Below are 14,751 nucleotides of genomic sequence, written 5' to 3'. Positions count from 1 at the left end.
TCAGATGTCGGCTAGGTTGCCCTCGTGGCTAAGCACAGCGCTCCCGCACAGGTCTCGTGGGGGCAGAAGATCGGACTGGCACTCCTGGCCCTGCTGCTCATCGCGGGCGCGGCGGGCGTCTACCAGCTGCTGACCCGTGGCGGTGGCGACGACGTCGCGGACGGCACCGGCGACGGCACCGACCAGGCCTCCGTCGGGCAGACCGACGGCGCCGGGGACGAGGCGGCGGCCACGGGCAACGGGGACTCCGCCTCCGCCACCGGCTCCGACTCCGCGGACTCGACGGGTGCCGCGGGCATCGACCCTGCCGACTGCGGGGCCGTGACCGTCTGGGTCGCGCCCGCCCTGGCCTCCACGGCCCAGGCCGCCGCCCAGCGCGCCACCGACGACTGCTTCACCTACGACCTGGTCACCCGTGAGTCGGCCGCCGCCCAGTCCGCGCTGCGCGGCGGCGACCAGCCCGACGTGTGGCTGGCCGACTCGACCGCCTGGCCGCAGCTGCTGGCCGAGTGCGACGTGCAGCTCGAGGTCGGCGAGGTCATCGCCTCGAGCCCGGTGCTGCTGGCCGGGCGCGAGGGACTGGTCGACAAGCTCGGGGAGCTGGGCGTGGGTGCGGACACAGACTGGGCCGGCCTGATGGCGGCCTACCAGGAGGTCGGCGGGGCCCGGCCCGACGCCCAGGTCCAGCTCCGGGTGGGAGACCCCCGCGTCGACCCCGCCAGCATGGCGATGCTGAGCACGGTCGGGGCTCAGCTGGCCGCGGCCGAGCCCGGCAGCTCCGCGAGCAACCTCATGGTGAGCCTGGCCCAGACCGCGGTCCAGGGCGACCCGCTGTCCGCGACCGGCGCCACGACCCTCGTCCCCGCCACCGAGCAGCAGCTCGGCGCCGCCGGTGAGGACGACTTGCGGGGCGTCCCGCTCAAGGGCGGCATCGGCGTCGTGGAGATGCCCTTCGTCCGCGTCGGCGACGGCGCCTCCGCTCCCGCGCTGGACGCGCTGGAGGAGGCCCTCACCTCCGACGAGGCCGCCCAGGACCTCGCCGACGCCTGGCTGCGCAAGGGCACCGACGGGGAGGCCCCGGCCGTGCCCGGCGTCCCCGAGGGCGTGACCGCCGAGGCCCGGGGGAGCGATCCCGCCGTGGCGACCGCCCTCGCCGCACGGTGGGCGGTCATCGGTCCGCAGTCGCGGATCCTGACCCTGATCGACATCTCCGGCTCGATGGACGCCCCCGTGGGCGACTCGACCAGGGTCGACCTGACCCGGGCCGCCGCCCAGACCGCCCTGTCGGTGCTGCCGGAGCAGACCGCCATCGGCCTGTGGTACTTCGCCACCGAGCTCGACGGTGACAAGGACTGGGAGGAGCAGGTGCCGCTGCGCGCCCTCAACGCCGAGGTCCGCAGCGGGGTCACCCAGAAGGACGTGCTCCTGGCCGAGACCGAGAAGCTGACCGTGGACGCGCTCACCGGCGACACGGGGCTGCACGACGCGCTCTGGGCGGCCTACCAGGAGATGTCCGCCGAGGCCAGCCCCGACTCGATCGCCTCGATCGTGCTGCTCACCGACGGCATCAACGACGACCCGCCCGGCGGGCTCTCGGAGAAGCAGGTCATCGAGCGCCTGGAGAAGGCGCGTGCGGAGGCCGAGCACGAGGTCACCGTCGTGCTCATCGGCATGGGCGACGAGCCGGACGAGGATGCGCTGGAGCGCCTGGCCAAGGCCGCCGGGGGCCAGTCCCTGGTCCTGCGCGACCCGACCCAGCTCCCGCAGGTCTTCGTTGACGTGGTGGCGCGCCGCGCCGCCTGACGGCGCGCAGCGGGCCGGTCCCGCCGGACCGGCCGGTCCCGGCCCCGGTCCGCACTCCGCGCGGACGGGGCCGCGGGCTGGCAGGATGCGCCCATGAGCATCGAGGCCCGCACCGTCCAGACCGACCGTCTCGCCACGCACGTGCGGGAGGCCGGTGATCCGTCCGCACCCGTCCTGGTGCTCGTCCACGGCAACGTCTCCAGCGGCGTCTTCTTCGACGCGCTGATGGAGCAGCTGGCCACCGACTTCCGGGTGATCGCCCCCGACTTCCGCGGCTACGGCGACTCCGAGCGCAGGCCGATCGACGCCACCCGGGGGATGCGTGACCTCTCCGACGACGTCGTGGCCCTGCTCGACGCGCTGGAGATCACCGACCCCGTCGACCTGCTCGGCTGGTCGGCCGGCGGCAATGTCGTGCTCCAGGTCGCCATCGACCACCCCGAGCGGGTCCGTCGCCTGGTGCTCGAGGCGGGTGGCAGCCCGTTCGGCTTCGGCGGCAGCGCCGGCCTGGACGGCCGCCCGATCGCCGAGGACTTCGCCGGGTCCGGCGGCGGCACCGCCAACCCGCAGTTCTGCCAGGCCCTGGCGGCCGGTGACCGCGGCGAGGAGCCGACGAGCCCGCTGACCACGCTGCGTGCCTTCTACGTCAAGCCCGGCTTCACCTTCGAGCCCGAGGTCGAGCAGCGCTACCTGGACGGCATGCTCAAGACCTCGGTTGGGGAGGACATCTACCCCGGCGACCTCACCCCCTCGGACAACTGGCCCGGCGTCGCCCCCGGCACGACGGGCATGAACAACGCCCTGTCACCCAAGTATCTGAACCAGGCCGCCTTCTCCGACCTCGACGCCCCGCCGCCGGTGCTGTGGATCCGCGGGGACGAGGACCAGATCGTCTCCGACACCTCGATGTTCGACCTGGCCCAGCTCGGCAAGCTCGGCGCGGTGCCCGGCTACCCCGGCGAAGACGTCTGCCCGACCCAGCCGATGGTCTCCCAGCTGCGTGCCGTCCTGGAGGCTGGTGGCGGCGAGGTGACCGAGGTCGTCTACGAGGGTGTGGGCCACAGCCCGCACCTGGAGCAGCCGGAGCGTTTCGCCCGCGAGGTGCGGGAGTTCCTGCGCGGCTGAGGCTTCCTGCGCGGCTGAGCCGGGACCCCGGGCGTGGACACGGTCAGGGCCGCGGTCGGACCGACATGTTGTCACCCGGTCGCGACCAGCCGCCCGGTCGTGCGGCGCCCGTCAGTCGGGCAGCGGGGTGGCCAGCATCGCCTCCAGCGCGATCGCGACCATCTCCTCGAAGGTCTGCTCACGCTCCTCGGCGGTGGTCTCCTCGCCGGTGACGACGTGGTCGGACACGGTGCAGATCGCCAGCGCCTGACGACCGGCCTTGGCCGCGAGGGTGTAGATCTCCGCGGCCTCCATCTCGACCGCGTCGACGCCGTAGGCCACGACGTTCTGGGTCAGCTCGGGCCGCGAGTGGTAGAAGCTGTCTGAGCTGAAGACGGTCGTCACGAGGTGCTCGGTCAGGCTCTCCTCGGCCGCCTCGACCGCGGCGCGCAGCAGCGCGAAGTCGGCGGTCGCCGGATAGTGGTAGCCCTGGAAACGGTGGGTGTTCATCGAGCTGTCGGTCGCCGCAGCCTTGGCGATGACCACGTCGCGGACCTTGAGCCGGTCGGTCAGCGCGCCGCAGGAGCCGACCCGCACGAGCTGCTGGACGTCATACTCGTTGATCAGCTCGTTGACGTAGATCGAGGCGGACGGCTGCCCCATACCCGTGCCCTGGACGGAGATCCGCTCCCCCCGGAAGGTGCCGGTGAAGCCGAGCATCCCGCGGATCTCGGTGTAGCACTCGGCGTCCTCGAGGAAGGTGTCGGCGATCCACCTGGCGCGCAGGGGATCTCCGGGCAGGAGGATGCGGGGGGCGATCTGGCCGGGCTGGGCGGCGATGTGGATGCTCACGCTCTTCAGGGTATGCGGTCACGCACCACCTCTGCCCGTCACCTGCGCGCGAGGGAAGGGCGAAGGGCCCTGAGTAGCATCGCGTCCATGGCCCAGGACACCATCACCCGCACGGCGGACACCGCCACCCTCCGGCTCTGGAAGAAGCTGGCCGCGGTGCCGTTCGGCTCCCGGATCTTCACCGCGGCGGTGAGCCTGAAGGCGCCCTACTTCCGCACAGCCTTGCCGCACGTGGTGGAGATGGGACCGGGGCGGGCCGTGGTGACCGGGCCGTTGTGGTGGGGCAACACCAACCACATCGGGACTTTCCACGTGATCGCGGCGTGCAACCTGGCCGAGCTGGCCATGGGGATGGTGGCGGAGGCCACCGTGCCGCCCACCCACCGTTGGATCCCGGTGGGGATGACGACGGCCTACCCGACGAAGGCCACCGGCGGGCTCACCGTGACCGCCGAGCTGGAGGAGGTGCCGGACTTCACGACGATCACGTCGGGGACCGACCTGCCGGTGCACATCCGGTTCGTCGACGGGGCGGGGGCGGAGCCGATCACCGCGGTCATCACGATCCGCGTCTCGCCCAAGAAGTAGGCGCCGGGGTCAGCCGTCCGTGTCCGCGGTGACCCGCAGCACGACGTCGTCGCCGCCGTTGGAGGTCGTCACCCACAGGGCGCCGCCGGCGTCGAGGGTGAGCGAGCGCAGCCTGCCGTGCGAGCCGTCGAGCTCGGGCACCCGCACCTCGTCCACGATCTCCTCGCCGTCGACGGTCATCACGGTGACGCCGCTGCCCTTGAGCTCGGCCACCGCCAGCGCCCCGTCCCAGGCCCCCCACTGCGGGCCGTCCAGGAAGACGGCCCCGCTCGTGGCGTGCGTCGGATCGCCGCTGGACCAGGCCGCCTCGACGGCGTCGGGGAAGGTGTCGAGGTCGGTCATCGGCATCCCCTCGTCATAGCCGGGGCCGGGATTCCAGCCGTAGTTGGCCCCGGGCCGGAGCACGTTGACCTCGTCGTCGACGTCCGGCCCGTGCTCCACCTCCCAGATGGCGTCGGTTCCGGGCTGGAGCGCCAGGCCCTGCACGTTGCGGTGGCCGTAGGTCAGGATCCTCGGGTCGGCCCCCTCGACGTAGCCGTCCGCGTCGACCGGCTCGCCCTCGGTCGTCACCAGCAGCACCTTGCCGCCCAGGGAGGTGAGGTCCTGGGGGTTGACGTCGTCGGCGACGTCGCCGGTGCCCACGAGCAGGTCACCGTCGGGGGTGAAGATCAGGCGGCAGCCGCTGTGCCGCCCGGTCGTGTAGGGCATGCCCTCCACCACCACTCCGTCGGCGCTGGCGCCGAGCCCGTCGTCGGTGAGGGTCCAGCGGGTCACGCGCACGTCGGTGGCACCGCCGGCGTCCGAGGCGTGGCACAGGAAGAAGGTGCGGTCCTGCTCGAAGCCGGGCGAGATCGCCAGCCCCATCAGGCCGCCCTCGCCGTCGGCCACGACCTCGGACAGGTCGACGTCCACCTCGACCTGCCCGCCGTCAGCCCCCAGGGTCACGAGCCGGCCTGGCCGTTCGGTCACGAGGGGAGTGCCGTCGGGGAGGAGCTGCACGTCCCACGGGATGTCGAGCCCGTCCATGACCACCTCGACCGACAGGACCGGGACGGCGTCGGAGGCGCTGGGTCCCTGCGTCGCGGCGCCGTCGGTGGTGGCGTCGTCACCCGCCGCAGGAGTGGTGCCCGTCTCGCCAGCCGCCCCGCCAGCCGTCTCGCCAGCGGTCTCTGTGGTCTTCGGGGTGGGCACATTCGTCGTCGCAGGAGCTGCCTGCGAGGAGGCGGGGCCGGCGGGCCCGTCAGGCTGGCCGGAACAGCCGGCGAGCACCAGCGCGAAACCCGAGGCGGCGACCAGTGCGGTGAACGCCTTCATGACCCAACCCTAGGACCGGTCCGGCCACACCGCGCGGGCCAGCAGCCACGCGCCGCCGGCCAGGCACGCCCAGGCCAGACCCCACAGCACGAGCCCCGGCCAGCCGGTGCGCCACTGCTCGCCCAGCAGCGCGAACCGTCCGCCGAACCAGAGCATGGAGAGCAGCACCAGCACGATCCCGGTCGCCAAGGAGGAGGTCCTGGTCATCGACCTCTTGTCGTCAGCCATGCCACGCATTCAAGCAGAGCGCCGGGACAAGGCCCGTTCCACCTCGCGGACGCAACCGCCGACACCGTCCTCGGCGCGCATCGCGGCGCCCACCTCGGCGGCGCGCGCCACGACCGAGGGCCGCAGCGCCTGCTCGATCGCCGCCTTGAGGAGGGCGATCCCCATGGGGCTGCCCGCCTCCCGGGAGGGCACCGGCGCCGCCGCCACACCGATCTCGTGCAGCCGACGGGCGAAGAAGGGCTGGTCGGTGATGAAGGGCACGCCCACCTGCGGCCGGCCGGAGCGCAGCGCCTGGGCGGTCGTCCCGGCGCCGCAGTGCTGGACGATCACGGAGGTGCGGGGGAAGAGAAGCTCGTGCGGGACGTCACCGACGAAGGCGACGCGAGCGTCATACCGTCCCTCGTCCTCCAGCCCCGAGCCGCGCATGACCACCGCCCGGTGCCCCAGCTCCAGGGCGGCGTCCACGGCATGGCGCATGGGATCGCGCACCGCGGGCAGGGTGTGGGAGCCGAGGCCGACGAAGACGGGCGGGTCGCCGGCGGAGAGGAAGTCCTCGACCTCCGGCGCCAGCGTCGTCCCCGCCGCCAGCTCCGGGAAGGGATAGCCGGCGCACCGCACGCGACGCCCCGAGACCCGGCGGGGGGTGATGACCTGCGGGGTGTTGGCGATGAAGGTGGGCGCCAGCATCACCTGGCGCAGGGCGCGGCGTCGGTCGCGGTGGGTCAGGCCGACCGAGAGCAGCTCGCCCTCGGCGGGGGAGATCATCCGGGTCGCGTTGCGCATGGTGCGCAGCCCGGCGGTCAGGTTGCGGAGCGAGCGACCCTCCTCGACGGAGTAGAGGCTCGCGTCGCCCCAGATGGTGGGCAGGGCGGGGACATACATCATCAGCACGTTGGGCCGTGGCTCGGCGCCGAACAGGCCCGCCCAGGTCGCGGTCAGCGCGGTCGAGACGAAGCCGTCGTAGCGCGGCCACAGGTCCCGCATCGTCCCGGCGACGGCGGGCGCCATCAGCCGGGCGACGACGGCCAGCATGTCCATCTGGCCCTCGAGGTCCGGCGGCATCCGCGCCACGATCTCCTCGCGATAGGTCCGCATCGCGTCGCCGGGGATCTCCTCGGCCCGCAGTCCGGCGGCCGCCACGAAGTCGACATAGTCCGAGGTGGCGGTGACGCCCACCTCGTGCCCCTGCTCCATCAGCCCCCGTCCGACGGCAAGGAGGGGTTGGTAGTCACCCCTGGTGCCGGCGGCCAGCATCGCGATGCGCATCGCTCCAGTCTTGCCTACCCGGCGGCTCCCGGCTCGTCAGGGGCGGCGGAGGGCCATCAGAGCCCCAGGAACTCCCGGATCGCGGGCAGCTCCCGGCGCGCCTGGGCCAGCCCGGCCTCGTGGGAGGCGGCGAGCCGGGCCACGTTCTTCTCCCCGTTGCCGACCGGCATCTGCTCGGGCACGAAGAGATAGGCCTGCCCGGAGCGCTCCAGCTCCCACAGCTCCTCCCGGGTCGCGTTGTAGCGGCCAGGCCGCTCGCGCAGCGCGTCCGCGACCGCGGGCAGCGACCGGAACCAGCGCCGCAGCGCCCAGTCGTTGCGCGTCGCGGCCTTGACGTAGTCCCGCGGCCGCGTCAGCACCACGAGGAACTTCTCGTAGCCGTCCGCCCGCGCCGCGTCGATCGGGATGCCGCCCGCCGGCCCGAGGGCCCCGTCGACGTAGATCTCGTCGTCGATCGTCACCGGGGGCATGAGCACGGGCATGGTCGAGGACGCCCGCACCCGCACCATGAGGTCGCGCAGCGTCGCGACGTCCTGCCGGCCCCAGTGCACCTGCTCCCCGCGGGTGGCGTTGAAGGCGCCGATCCGGAAGCGGGTCGTGCTGCGGGAGAAGGTGTCCCAGTCGTAGGGGAGGGCCTGGTCGGGCAGGCTCGTCTCCTCGTAGATGTACTGCGCGTTGAACAGCCCCTGCCCCCGCACGAAGGTCCGCCAGTCGCCGAAGCGCGGGTCGGAGGCGAAGTCGGTGAAGCTGTGCCGCGCGCGCCAGGCGTCGCGCGAGAGGTAGTTGGCGGTGTTGCTCGAGCCGGCCGAGATGCCGCCGACCCAGTCCAGGTGCAGGTCCTCCTGGAGCAGGGCGACCAGCAGGCCGGAGGTGTATGAGGCGCGCATCCCTCCGCCCTCGAAGACCAGGGCGGTGCCGCGCACCGTGGGCTCGATGGGTCCGCCTCCGGTCGTCTGCTCCTGCGGGTCCGGCTCGTGCTCGGGCTGGCTCACACCGTCAGCGTATGCGGTGGTGACGGATGCGGTAGAAACTCACCATGACCTTCGCGCAGAAATTCTGCGGTGGTGCAGACCCACCGGCGCATACAGTGCGCTCATGACCGCAGAGCAGGCGCCCGCAGGGGCCGGGCGCCGCCCGGCCGCGTGGAGCTATCCGGGGTTCCCGCGGCTGACCCTGGCCTGGGTCGTGACCAACCTGGCCGACAGCACGCTCTTCCTGGTCCTGGCGATCTGGGTCAAGGACCTGACCGGCAGCGACGCGGCCGCCGCGACGACCTTCGCCCTCATGGGCTTCCCCGCCCTGCTCGCCCCGTTCTTCGGCCAGCTGGCCGACCGCGTCTCCCGGCGGCTGCTGCTCGCGGTGTCGAACGTCGGCGTCGGGGCGGTCGTGCTCGTCCTGCTCCTCGTCGAGCGGGCCGAGGACGTCTGGCTCCTGTATGCGGTGACCCTGGTCTACTCGGCGATCGCCTACCTGACGGCGTCCGCGCAGGCGGGGCTGGTGCGCGACCTGCTGCCCGACGACGCGCTCGCCTCCGGCAACGGGCTGCTCACCACCGTCGACCAGGGCTTCCGGCTGGTCGCCCCGCTCATCGGTGCCGGCCTCTACGTGGCGATCGGTCCGCACGCGGTCGCCGTCTTCGTCGCGGTGACCTTCGCCGTCGCCGGGATCGTGCTGACGACGCTGCGGGTGCAGGAGACCCCGCCGCAGCCCAAGGAGGAGCTGGGTCACTGGTGGGACGAGCTGGCCGCCGGCTTCCGGCACCTGGCGCGGACGCCGCCGCTGGGCCGGTTGACCCTGCTGCTGGCCGTGGGTTTCGGGGCCGTCGGCGTCGTCAACGCGGCGATCTTCCCCTACATGGAGAAGGGGCTGGGCGTGCCGGCCAGCGCCCTCGGCGTGCTCGTCAGCGTGCAGGGGGTCGGGGCGGTCCTGGGCGGGCTGACGGCGGCCAGGGCGATCGGCGCGTGGGGGGAGGTGCGGGTGCTCTCGCTGGGCATGCTGCTCCTCGGTGGGGCGGGCTCCCTGCTGCTCGTCGCGCACCTGGTCGCCGCCCTCGGCGCGCTCTTCCTGGCCGGGTTCGCCGCGACCTGGGTGGTGGTGGCCTACGTGACGCTGCGGCAGCGGCTCACCCCGGCCCACCTGCAGGGACGCACGGCGGCTGCGATGAATCTCGCGCTCAACCTGCCCCAGACGCTCGCCACCCTGGCGGCGGCCGCGGTGATCACGACGGTGGACTACCGGATCCTCATCCTGGTCACGGCCGTGGGTGTGCTGCTGACCGCGGCGGCCGCGCCCTGGCGGGGGGTCGCCGCAGGTGGCGCGCCCGGCGCTGGAGATCCGACCCGCGCGTGAGCCGGGTCGATCAGGCCCGCTCCGGGGCGGGTCTGACCGACACGATCCGCCCACCGGCCTCCCCGGCCCCGGGTCCCATCTCGACCACGACGTCGGCGGTGGCCACCGCCGCCGGGTCGTGCTCGGCCAGGACGACCGTGTGGCCGGCGTCGACCAGGGTGTGCAGCTGGGCCAGGAGCCGGTGGGCGTCGGCCGGGTGCAGCCCGGAGGTGGGCTCGTCCATCACGTAGAGGGTGGGAGAGCGGCGCTCCTTCTGCAGCTCGGTCGCCAGCTTGATCCGCTGCGCCTCGCCGCCGGACAGCTCGGTCGCCGGCTGGCCGAGGGTCAGGTAGCCCAGGCCCAGCGCCTCGAGCGCGACCACCGCACGCCTGGCGGCGGGGAGGTCGGTGAGCACCTCGATGGCCTCGGACACGGTGAGCCGCAAGAGGTCTGCCACGGTGCGTCCCTGCCACCGGACCTCGAGCGTCTCCGGCCCGAAGCGGTCGCCGTGGCAGTCGGGGCACATCGAGTAGGTGCCCGGCAGGAAGAGCAGCTCCACCGAGACCGCGCCCTCTCCCTGGCAGGTCGGGCAGCGTCCGGCGGCGGTGTTGAAGCTGAACCGGCTCGCCGTGAACCGTCGGTCCCTGGCCTCCTCCGTCGTGGCGAAGGCCTTGCGCACGTGGTCCCACAGCCCGGTGTAGGTCGCCAGCGTCGACCGCGGGGAGCGTCCGATCGGCTTCTGGGTGATCCGCACGACCCGGGACGGTATGCCGTCCCCCTCCGCCTCGACCCGTCCGCCCGCGGCGCCGTTCGGGTCGTCGATCTGGCCGTCCCCCGAGTCGTCGACATGGTCGTCCATCTGCTCGTCGCTGTCCTCGACCCGGGCCAGCTGCTCGCCGACGACGTCGTGGATGGTGTCGAGCAGGCTGGTCTTGCCTGACCCGGAGACACCGGTCACGACCGTGAGCATCCCCAGGTGGAGGTCGAGGGCGGCGTCGCGGACGGTGTGCCGGCTCAGACCGGTCAGGTGGACGATGCCGGTGCCCGGTCGTGGCGGCGCGCCGACCGGACGGATCTCCTCGGGGTGGACCGGGCGGCGCAGGTAGCGCGCCGTGACGGACTCCTCGACCTCGGCCAGGCCGTCCAGCGGGCCCGACCAGAGGATGCGGCCGCCGCCCTCGCCGGCGCCCGGGCCGACATCGACGACCCAGTCGCACTGCGCCACGACGTCCATGTCGTGCTCGACGACGATCACCGTGTTGCCCGCGGCGACGAGTCCTCGCAGGAGAGCGACGAGCTGGTCGGTGTCCCGCGGGTGGAGCCCGGCGGAGGGCTCGTCCAGCACGTAGACCACGCCGAACAGCCCGGACCGCAGCGCAGTGGCCAGCCGGAGCCGCTGCAGCTCGCCGGAGGAGACGCTGGCGGTGGGCCGGTCCAGCGAGAGATGCCCCAGGCCCAGATCGACCATGAGCGCCAGGCGGCCGGCCAGGTCGTCCAGGAGCACCCGCTCCGCCTCTCGACCGGCGTCCAACGCCTCCTGGCCCGTCGCCCCGAGGGCGGTGACGAGCGCCGTGCGCCGCTCATCCAGCGTGGGGAGCAGGCGGTGGACCGGTTGCGCGGACGCCTCGTCGATCGCCAGGCCCGACCAGGTCACCGCCAGGGCCTCGGCGCGCAGGCGCCGACCGGAGCAGGCGGGGCAGGGGTGAGACTCCACATACCGCAGAGCGCGTCGTCGCTGGGTGGGTGACTTCGTCTCCGCCAGCGTGCGACGCACGTAGCGGGCCGCGGAGGAGAAGGTCCCCTGGTAGGGGCGCTGGATGCGCTCCGGGTCGCGGGTCGGCACGACCGTCACGACCGGTTGCTCGTCGGTGAAGAGGATCCACTCGCGGGTCGCGGCGGGCAGCTCGCGCCAGGGCAGGTCGACGTCGTGCCCGAGCGTGGCGACGATGTCGCGGTAGTTCTTGCCCAGCCAGGCACCCGGCCACGCCGCGACGGCCCCCTCCGCGATCGACAGGGAGGGATCGGGGACCATCGAGGCCTCGGTCGGGGTGTGCCGGACGCCGAGGCCGCCGCACTCCGGGCACGAGCCGACCGCGGTGTTGGGCGAGAAGTGGTCGGAGTCCATCGGGGCGACGCCCTCCGGATAGCTGCCGCAGCGGGACCACAGCATCCGCAGGGTGCTGCCCGCGGTGGTGACCGTGCCCACGCTGGATCGGCTCGAGGTGCCACCGCCCCGTCCCTGCTCCAGCGCGACCGTCGGCGGGAGGCCGCGCACGTCCCGCACCTGCGGGTCGACTGCGGCGTGGATGAGGCGGCGGGCGAAGGGTGCCACGGAGTCGAGATAGCGCCGCTGCGCCTCCCCGTGGATCGTCCCGAAGGCCAGGCTGGACTTGCCCGACCCGGAGATCCCGGTGATGGCCACGAGCGCGTCGCGGGGCAGGTCGACGTCGACGTCCCGCAGGTTGTGCAGCCGCGCGCCCCGGACCTGGATCTGGGAGTCGGTGGTCAGGACGGCACCTCCACCTTCACCCCGAGCCTCTCCAGATCACGATCGAAAGTCACCACTGGGCACCGATGGTGCAGGGCCAGCGCTGCCAGATGTGCGTCGGGGACGAGATTGCCCCCAGTCCCCGCCTCGCGAAGCAGACGTCCTACGGTTGCTGCGTGCCCTGGTGGTGCTGGCGGGTCGACGACATGAGGGAGGGACAACCATGACTCGACGATGGCTGTGGCCTGCTCCACGCTGAGGGGCCGTTCTAGCAGCCGAGGTCTGGTAGTGATGCGGAGGAAAGCCAACCAAGACACGCTCGGGAGACCGAGAGGTTCAGGGTTCCCGAGCGCCGCCTGCAACCAGCCGTGGGCAGCCTCGTGCTGGCGTGCCGCACGGTTGACCGCATAGATCAGGAGGTTGGCATCGACGATCCTCACCGACCGACCTCGAGCTCGCGGGCGATCTCCTCGTCTTCCAGGTCGGCAGCAATGCGAAGGGCGTGCGTGAGGTCGAGCGACGGGTGGCCCAGGTCGTGGACGGGCACCTCGACCGTGACGGCCGGGCCGTGAACAAGGTCCAGTCCGCGCCGGAGCGTCTGGTTGAGCGCAGCCTTGAAGGTGATGCCGTGCTCATGCATGAGTCGCTGCAGCTGCGCCTCTACGTCGCTGTCCAGGGTGACGGTAGTCCGTGACATCACCACAGACTAGCATCATGATGCGCGATTCAGAAGCATCAAAGCATCAACTGGCCAAGCCTTAGTCGGAGACTGCGATGCCACATCAGGAGGGAGCCGGTCAGACCGTCGTGCCCGGTTCGAGCCGCGCTCCGGCCTCGACCTCCGACCCGGGGGCGATCCGGCTGTCCCGGCCCACGAGCGTCACGGCGTCCCCGTTGAGGCGGCGGCTGACGGGCGTCGCCCCGACCACGGCGTCGCGGCCCACGCGGACTCCGGTGTCGACGATCGCGGTCCGCACCGCGGCACCTGCGGCGACGACCGTGTCACCCATCAGCACGCTGTCCTCGACGACCGCGCCGGTCTGCACCTCGACCCGGGGGCCGACGACGCTGCGCCGCACGGTCCCGCGGATCCGGCTGGCCGGGCCGACCATCGAGCTCTCCACGTCGGCGTCCGCCCCGAACCAGGCGGGCGGGCCGACCACGCCGGGGGACAGGACCGGGCGGTCCGGGTGGTCGAAGACGTCGATCCGGCCGGCCAGGAGGTCACGGTGCGCCTGGAGATAGGTCTCCGGGCGGCCGACGTCCTTCCAGTAGCCGGTGAGGGGATCGGCATACACCTTGCCCCGCTTCACCAGGGCGGGGACCAGGTGCTCCCCGAAGTCACCCAGCCCGGTGTCGCCGTGCTCCTCCGCCTCGTGGTGCAGCTCGCGGCGGAGCCGCTCCAGCTGCTCGATCATCACGGTCGGCTCGTAGAGGAAGATCTCGACGGCGACCGTGCCGTTGACGGTCGAGGAGGGCTTGTAGTCGACCTCGCTGACCAGCCCGTCGGAGCCCGCGGTCACGACCATGTTGTGCGTCGCCTCCTGCACCCCCACCTCGGCAGTGACGATCGTGCACTCGGCGCCGCGCTCGACGTGGCGGGCGATGATCGGTCGCAGGTCGGTGGAGAAGACGTGGTCGGCCGAGAGCACGAGCAGCACGTCGGGGTCGAACTCGGCGATCTGGTCGCGCAGCCGGAACAGCCCGTCGGCGTTGCCGTGGCTGAAGCCGTCGTCCTGGGGGCCGCCCGAGCCCTGCTCAGGGGTCAGCCGCCGGAAGCCGCCGCGCGTGCGGTCCAGGTCCCACGGGCGACCGCCGGCCAGGTAGGTGTCCAGCGTGCTGGACTGGTACTGCACGCTCACCCACACGTCCGTGACGTTGCTTGCGACCAGCGAGGAGAGCGGGAAGTCCAGCAGCGCGTGGGTCCCCGCGAAGGGCAGCCCGGGCTTGGCGCGCTCGCGGGTCAGCACGTCCATGCGGCTGCCCGCCCCTCCTGCCTGGACGATGGCGAGGGTGCGCAGTCCGACCGGCAGGCTCAGCACTCTTGCGAGTGTATGCGGCACGGCCCCTCCCGTCCCTCCCGACCGGCGACACGGTCTGCTGCCCACCGGCGACACACTCTGCTGCCCACCGGCGACACGGTCTGCTACGCACTGTGGCGTTGGTCACGAGCGGAACAGACGGCCCGTCCGGGCACCTTGGACCAGGCATGAAGATCGGCATCGTCATCAGCAGCACCCGCCCCACCCGCGTCGGCCCAGCCGTCGCCCGGTGGATCGCGGACCAGGCCCCCGCAGGCTTCCAGCTCGACATCGTCGACCTCGCCGAGGTGGACCTGCCGTTCCTGGCCGAGCCCAAGCTGCCGGCCATGGGCGACTACACCCAGGAGAGCACCCAGGCCTGGTCGGAGCGCGTCCAGCAGTATGACGCGATGATCTTCGCCGTCGCCGAGTACAACGGCGGCTACACCGCCCCGCTGAAGAACGCCATCGACACCCTCTACGCCGAGTGGGAGGCCATGCCGATCGGCCTGGTGGGCTACGGCTTCGGCGGTGGCGCCCGCGCGGTCCGCGCGCTCGAGCCGGTCCTGTCGACCGTCAAGGCGGAGAAGATCGACGGCCCCGAGCTGGCCTTCGGCACGGCGCTGACCCCGGAGGGCGACTTCCTGCCCGAGGCGCCCGCCGCCCAGGTCGCCGACCTCTATCTCATGCTCCGCGACCGCATCCCCGCCCGCGTCTGAGCCATCCCGACCCGACCGGAAGCGCCCGGTGCCCGTGCAG

14 protein-coding genes are annotated in these 14,751 nt (G+C 72.6%); 5 read left to right on the top strand and 9 right to left on the bottom strand.

Features of this window, described 5'->3' with window-relative positions; all coding sequences use genetic code 11:
* Positions 1–24: 24 nt before the first annotated feature.
* Together ACTMMA_RS04055 and ACTMMA_RS04050 are read left to right on the top strand one after the other, a co-directional pair.
* Positions 25–1,803: a substrate-binding domain-containing protein gene (locus ACTMMA_RS04055; protein ID WP_441188815.1), complete on the top strand. Its 1,779-nt coding sequence runs from the start codon at positions 25–27 to the stop codon at positions 1,801–1,803.
* Between the two features lie 93 nt (positions 1,804–1,896).
* The gene (locus ACTMMA_RS04050; RefSeq protein WP_441188814.1) at positions 1,897–2,928 is read left to right on the top strand and encodes an alpha/beta fold hydrolase; all 1,032 of its coding nucleotides are present in this window, start codon (positions 1,897–1,899) and stop codon (positions 2,926–2,928) included.
* 111 nt (positions 2,929–3,039) lie between these two features.
* On the opposite strand, the gene deoD is transcribed toward ACTMMA_RS04050, so the two are convergent.
* Complete coding sequence (gene deoD, locus ACTMMA_RS04045) at positions 3,040–3,759, bottom strand: purine-nucleoside phosphorylase (RefSeq protein WP_441188813.1); 720 nt, start codon at positions 3,757–3,759, stop codon at positions 3,040–3,042.
* 87 nt (positions 3,760–3,846) lie between these two features.
* On the opposite strand from deoD, the gene ACTMMA_RS04040 reads away from it, so the two are divergent.
* Entirely contained in the window at positions 3,847–4,347 is a 501-nt protein-coding gene (locus ACTMMA_RS04040) for a hotdog fold domain-containing protein (RefSeq protein WP_441188812.1), read from the top strand.
* Positions 4,348–4,356: 9 nt separating this feature from the next.
* On the opposite strand, the gene ACTMMA_RS04035 is transcribed toward ACTMMA_RS04040, so the two are convergent.
* The 4 genes from ACTMMA_RS04035 to ACTMMA_RS04020 are packed head-to-tail and all read right to left on the bottom strand — an operon-like array spanning position 4,357 to position 8,147.
* Positions 4,357–5,661, bottom strand: coding sequence for a PQQ-dependent sugar dehydrogenase (locus ACTMMA_RS04035; protein WP_441188811.1), 1,305 nt, complete (start codon positions 5,659–5,661; stop codon positions 4,357–4,359).
* A 9-nt stretch (positions 5,662–5,670) separates the two neighbouring features.
* Positions 5,671–5,889, bottom strand: coding sequence for a hypothetical protein (locus ACTMMA_RS04030; protein ID WP_441188810.1), 219 nt, complete (start codon positions 5,887–5,889; stop codon positions 5,671–5,673).
* Between the two features lie 9 nt (positions 5,890–5,898).
* A complete protein-coding gene (locus ACTMMA_RS04025; RefSeq protein WP_441188809.1) occupies positions 5,899–7,155 on the bottom strand; it encodes a glycosyltransferase in 1,257 nt (418 codons plus the stop codon).
* Between the two features lie 56 nt (positions 7,156–7,211).
* A complete protein-coding gene (locus ACTMMA_RS04020; protein WP_441188808.1) occupies positions 7,212–8,147 on the bottom strand; it encodes a patatin-like phospholipase family protein in 936 nt (311 codons plus the stop codon).
* 103 nt (positions 8,148–8,250) lie between these two features.
* Here ACTMMA_RS04020 and ACTMMA_RS04015 point away from each other — a divergent pair, with 103 nt between their 5' ends.
* Entirely contained in the window at positions 8,251–9,504 is a 1,254-nt protein-coding gene (locus tag ACTMMA_RS04015; protein ID WP_441188807.1) for an MFS transporter, read from the top strand.
* Positions 9,505–9,514: 10 nt separating this feature from the next.
* Here the strand turns inward: ACTMMA_RS04015 and ACTMMA_RS04010 are convergent, their stop codons facing one another.
* From ACTMMA_RS04010 to ACTMMA_RS03995, 4 genes are all read right to left on the bottom strand, one after another.
* On the bottom strand, positions 9,515–11,992 hold the full coding sequence (locus ACTMMA_RS04010; RefSeq protein WP_441189081.1) for an excinuclease ABC subunit UvrA: 2,478 nt from the start codon (positions 11,990–11,992) through the stop codon (positions 9,515–9,517).
* The gene (locus ACTMMA_RS04005) at positions 11,989–12,411 is read right to left on the bottom strand and encodes a TA system VapC family ribonuclease toxin (protein WP_441188806.1); all 423 of its coding nucleotides are present in this window, start codon (positions 12,409–12,411) and stop codon (positions 11,989–11,991) included. Before ACTMMA_RS04005 ends, ACTMMA_RS04010 begins: the two co-directional genes overlap by 4 nt.
* Positions 12,408–12,668, bottom strand: a complete 261-nt coding sequence (locus ACTMMA_RS04000) for an antitoxin (protein ID WP_441188805.1) — start codon at positions 12,666–12,668, stop codon at positions 12,408–12,410. The genes ACTMMA_RS04005 and ACTMMA_RS04000 overlap by 4 nt, the downstream gene beginning before the upstream one ends.
* 100 nt (positions 12,669–12,768) lie before the next feature.
* Positions 12,769–14,013, bottom strand: coding sequence for a glucose-1-phosphate adenylyltransferase family protein (locus ACTMMA_RS03995; RefSeq protein ID WP_441188804.1), 1,245 nt, complete (start codon positions 14,011–14,013; stop codon positions 12,769–12,771).
* Between the two features lie 167 nt (positions 14,014–14,180).
* Between ACTMMA_RS03995 and ACTMMA_RS03990 the strand changes: the two genes are divergently transcribed.
* Positions 14,181–14,711: an NADPH-dependent FMN reductase gene (locus ACTMMA_RS03990; RefSeq protein ID WP_441188803.1), complete on the top strand. Its 531-nt coding sequence runs from the start codon at positions 14,181–14,183 to the stop codon at positions 14,709–14,711.
* Positions 14,712–14,751: the final 40 nt, after the last annotated feature.

Origin of the sequence: Ornithinimicrobium panacihumi (genome assembly GCF_052073805.1) — a bacterium.
GTDB lineage: Bacteria > Actinomycetota > Actinomycetes > Actinomycetales > Dermatophilaceae > Ornithinicoccus > Ornithinicoccus panacihumi.
Note: the sequence above shows the minus strand (reverse complement) of the source record. Positions and strands in the feature narration are given on the sequence as shown.

What these genes read in the sequence shown, in the direction of transcription:
- ACTMMA_RS04035 (WP_441188811.1), bottom strand. Translation starts at nt 5,661, where the DNA reads ATGAAGGCGTTCACCGCACTGGTCGCCGCCTCGGGTTTCGCGCTGGTG.
- ACTMMA_RS04025 (WP_441188809.1), bottom strand. Translation starts at nt 7,155, where the DNA reads ATGCGCATCGCGATGCTGGCCGCCGGCACCAGGGGTGACTACCAACCC.
- ACTMMA_RS04040 (WP_441188812.1), top strand. Translation starts at nt 3,847, where the DNA reads ATGGCCCAGGACACCATCACCCGCACGGCGGACACCGCCACCCTCCGG.
- ACTMMA_RS04015 (WP_441188807.1), top strand. Translation starts at nt 8,251, where the DNA reads ATGACCGCAGAGCAGGCGCCCGCAGGGGCCGGGCGCCGCCCGGCCGCG.
- ACTMMA_RS04030 (WP_441188810.1), bottom strand. Translation starts at nt 5,889, where the DNA reads ATGGCTGACGACAAGAGGTCGATGACCAGGACCTCCTCCTTGGCGACC.
- ACTMMA_RS04050 (WP_441188814.1), top strand. Translation starts at nt 1,897, where the DNA reads ATGAGCATCGAGGCCCGCACCGTCCAGACCGACCGTCTCGCCACGCAC.
- ACTMMA_RS03990 (WP_441188803.1), top strand. Translation starts at nt 14,181, where the DNA reads ATGAAGATCGGCATCGTCATCAGCAGCACCCGCCCCACCCGCGTCGGC.
- ACTMMA_RS04000 (WP_441188805.1), bottom strand. Translation starts at nt 12,668, where the DNA reads ATGTCACGGACTACCGTCACCCTGGACAGCGACGTAGAGGCGCAGCTG.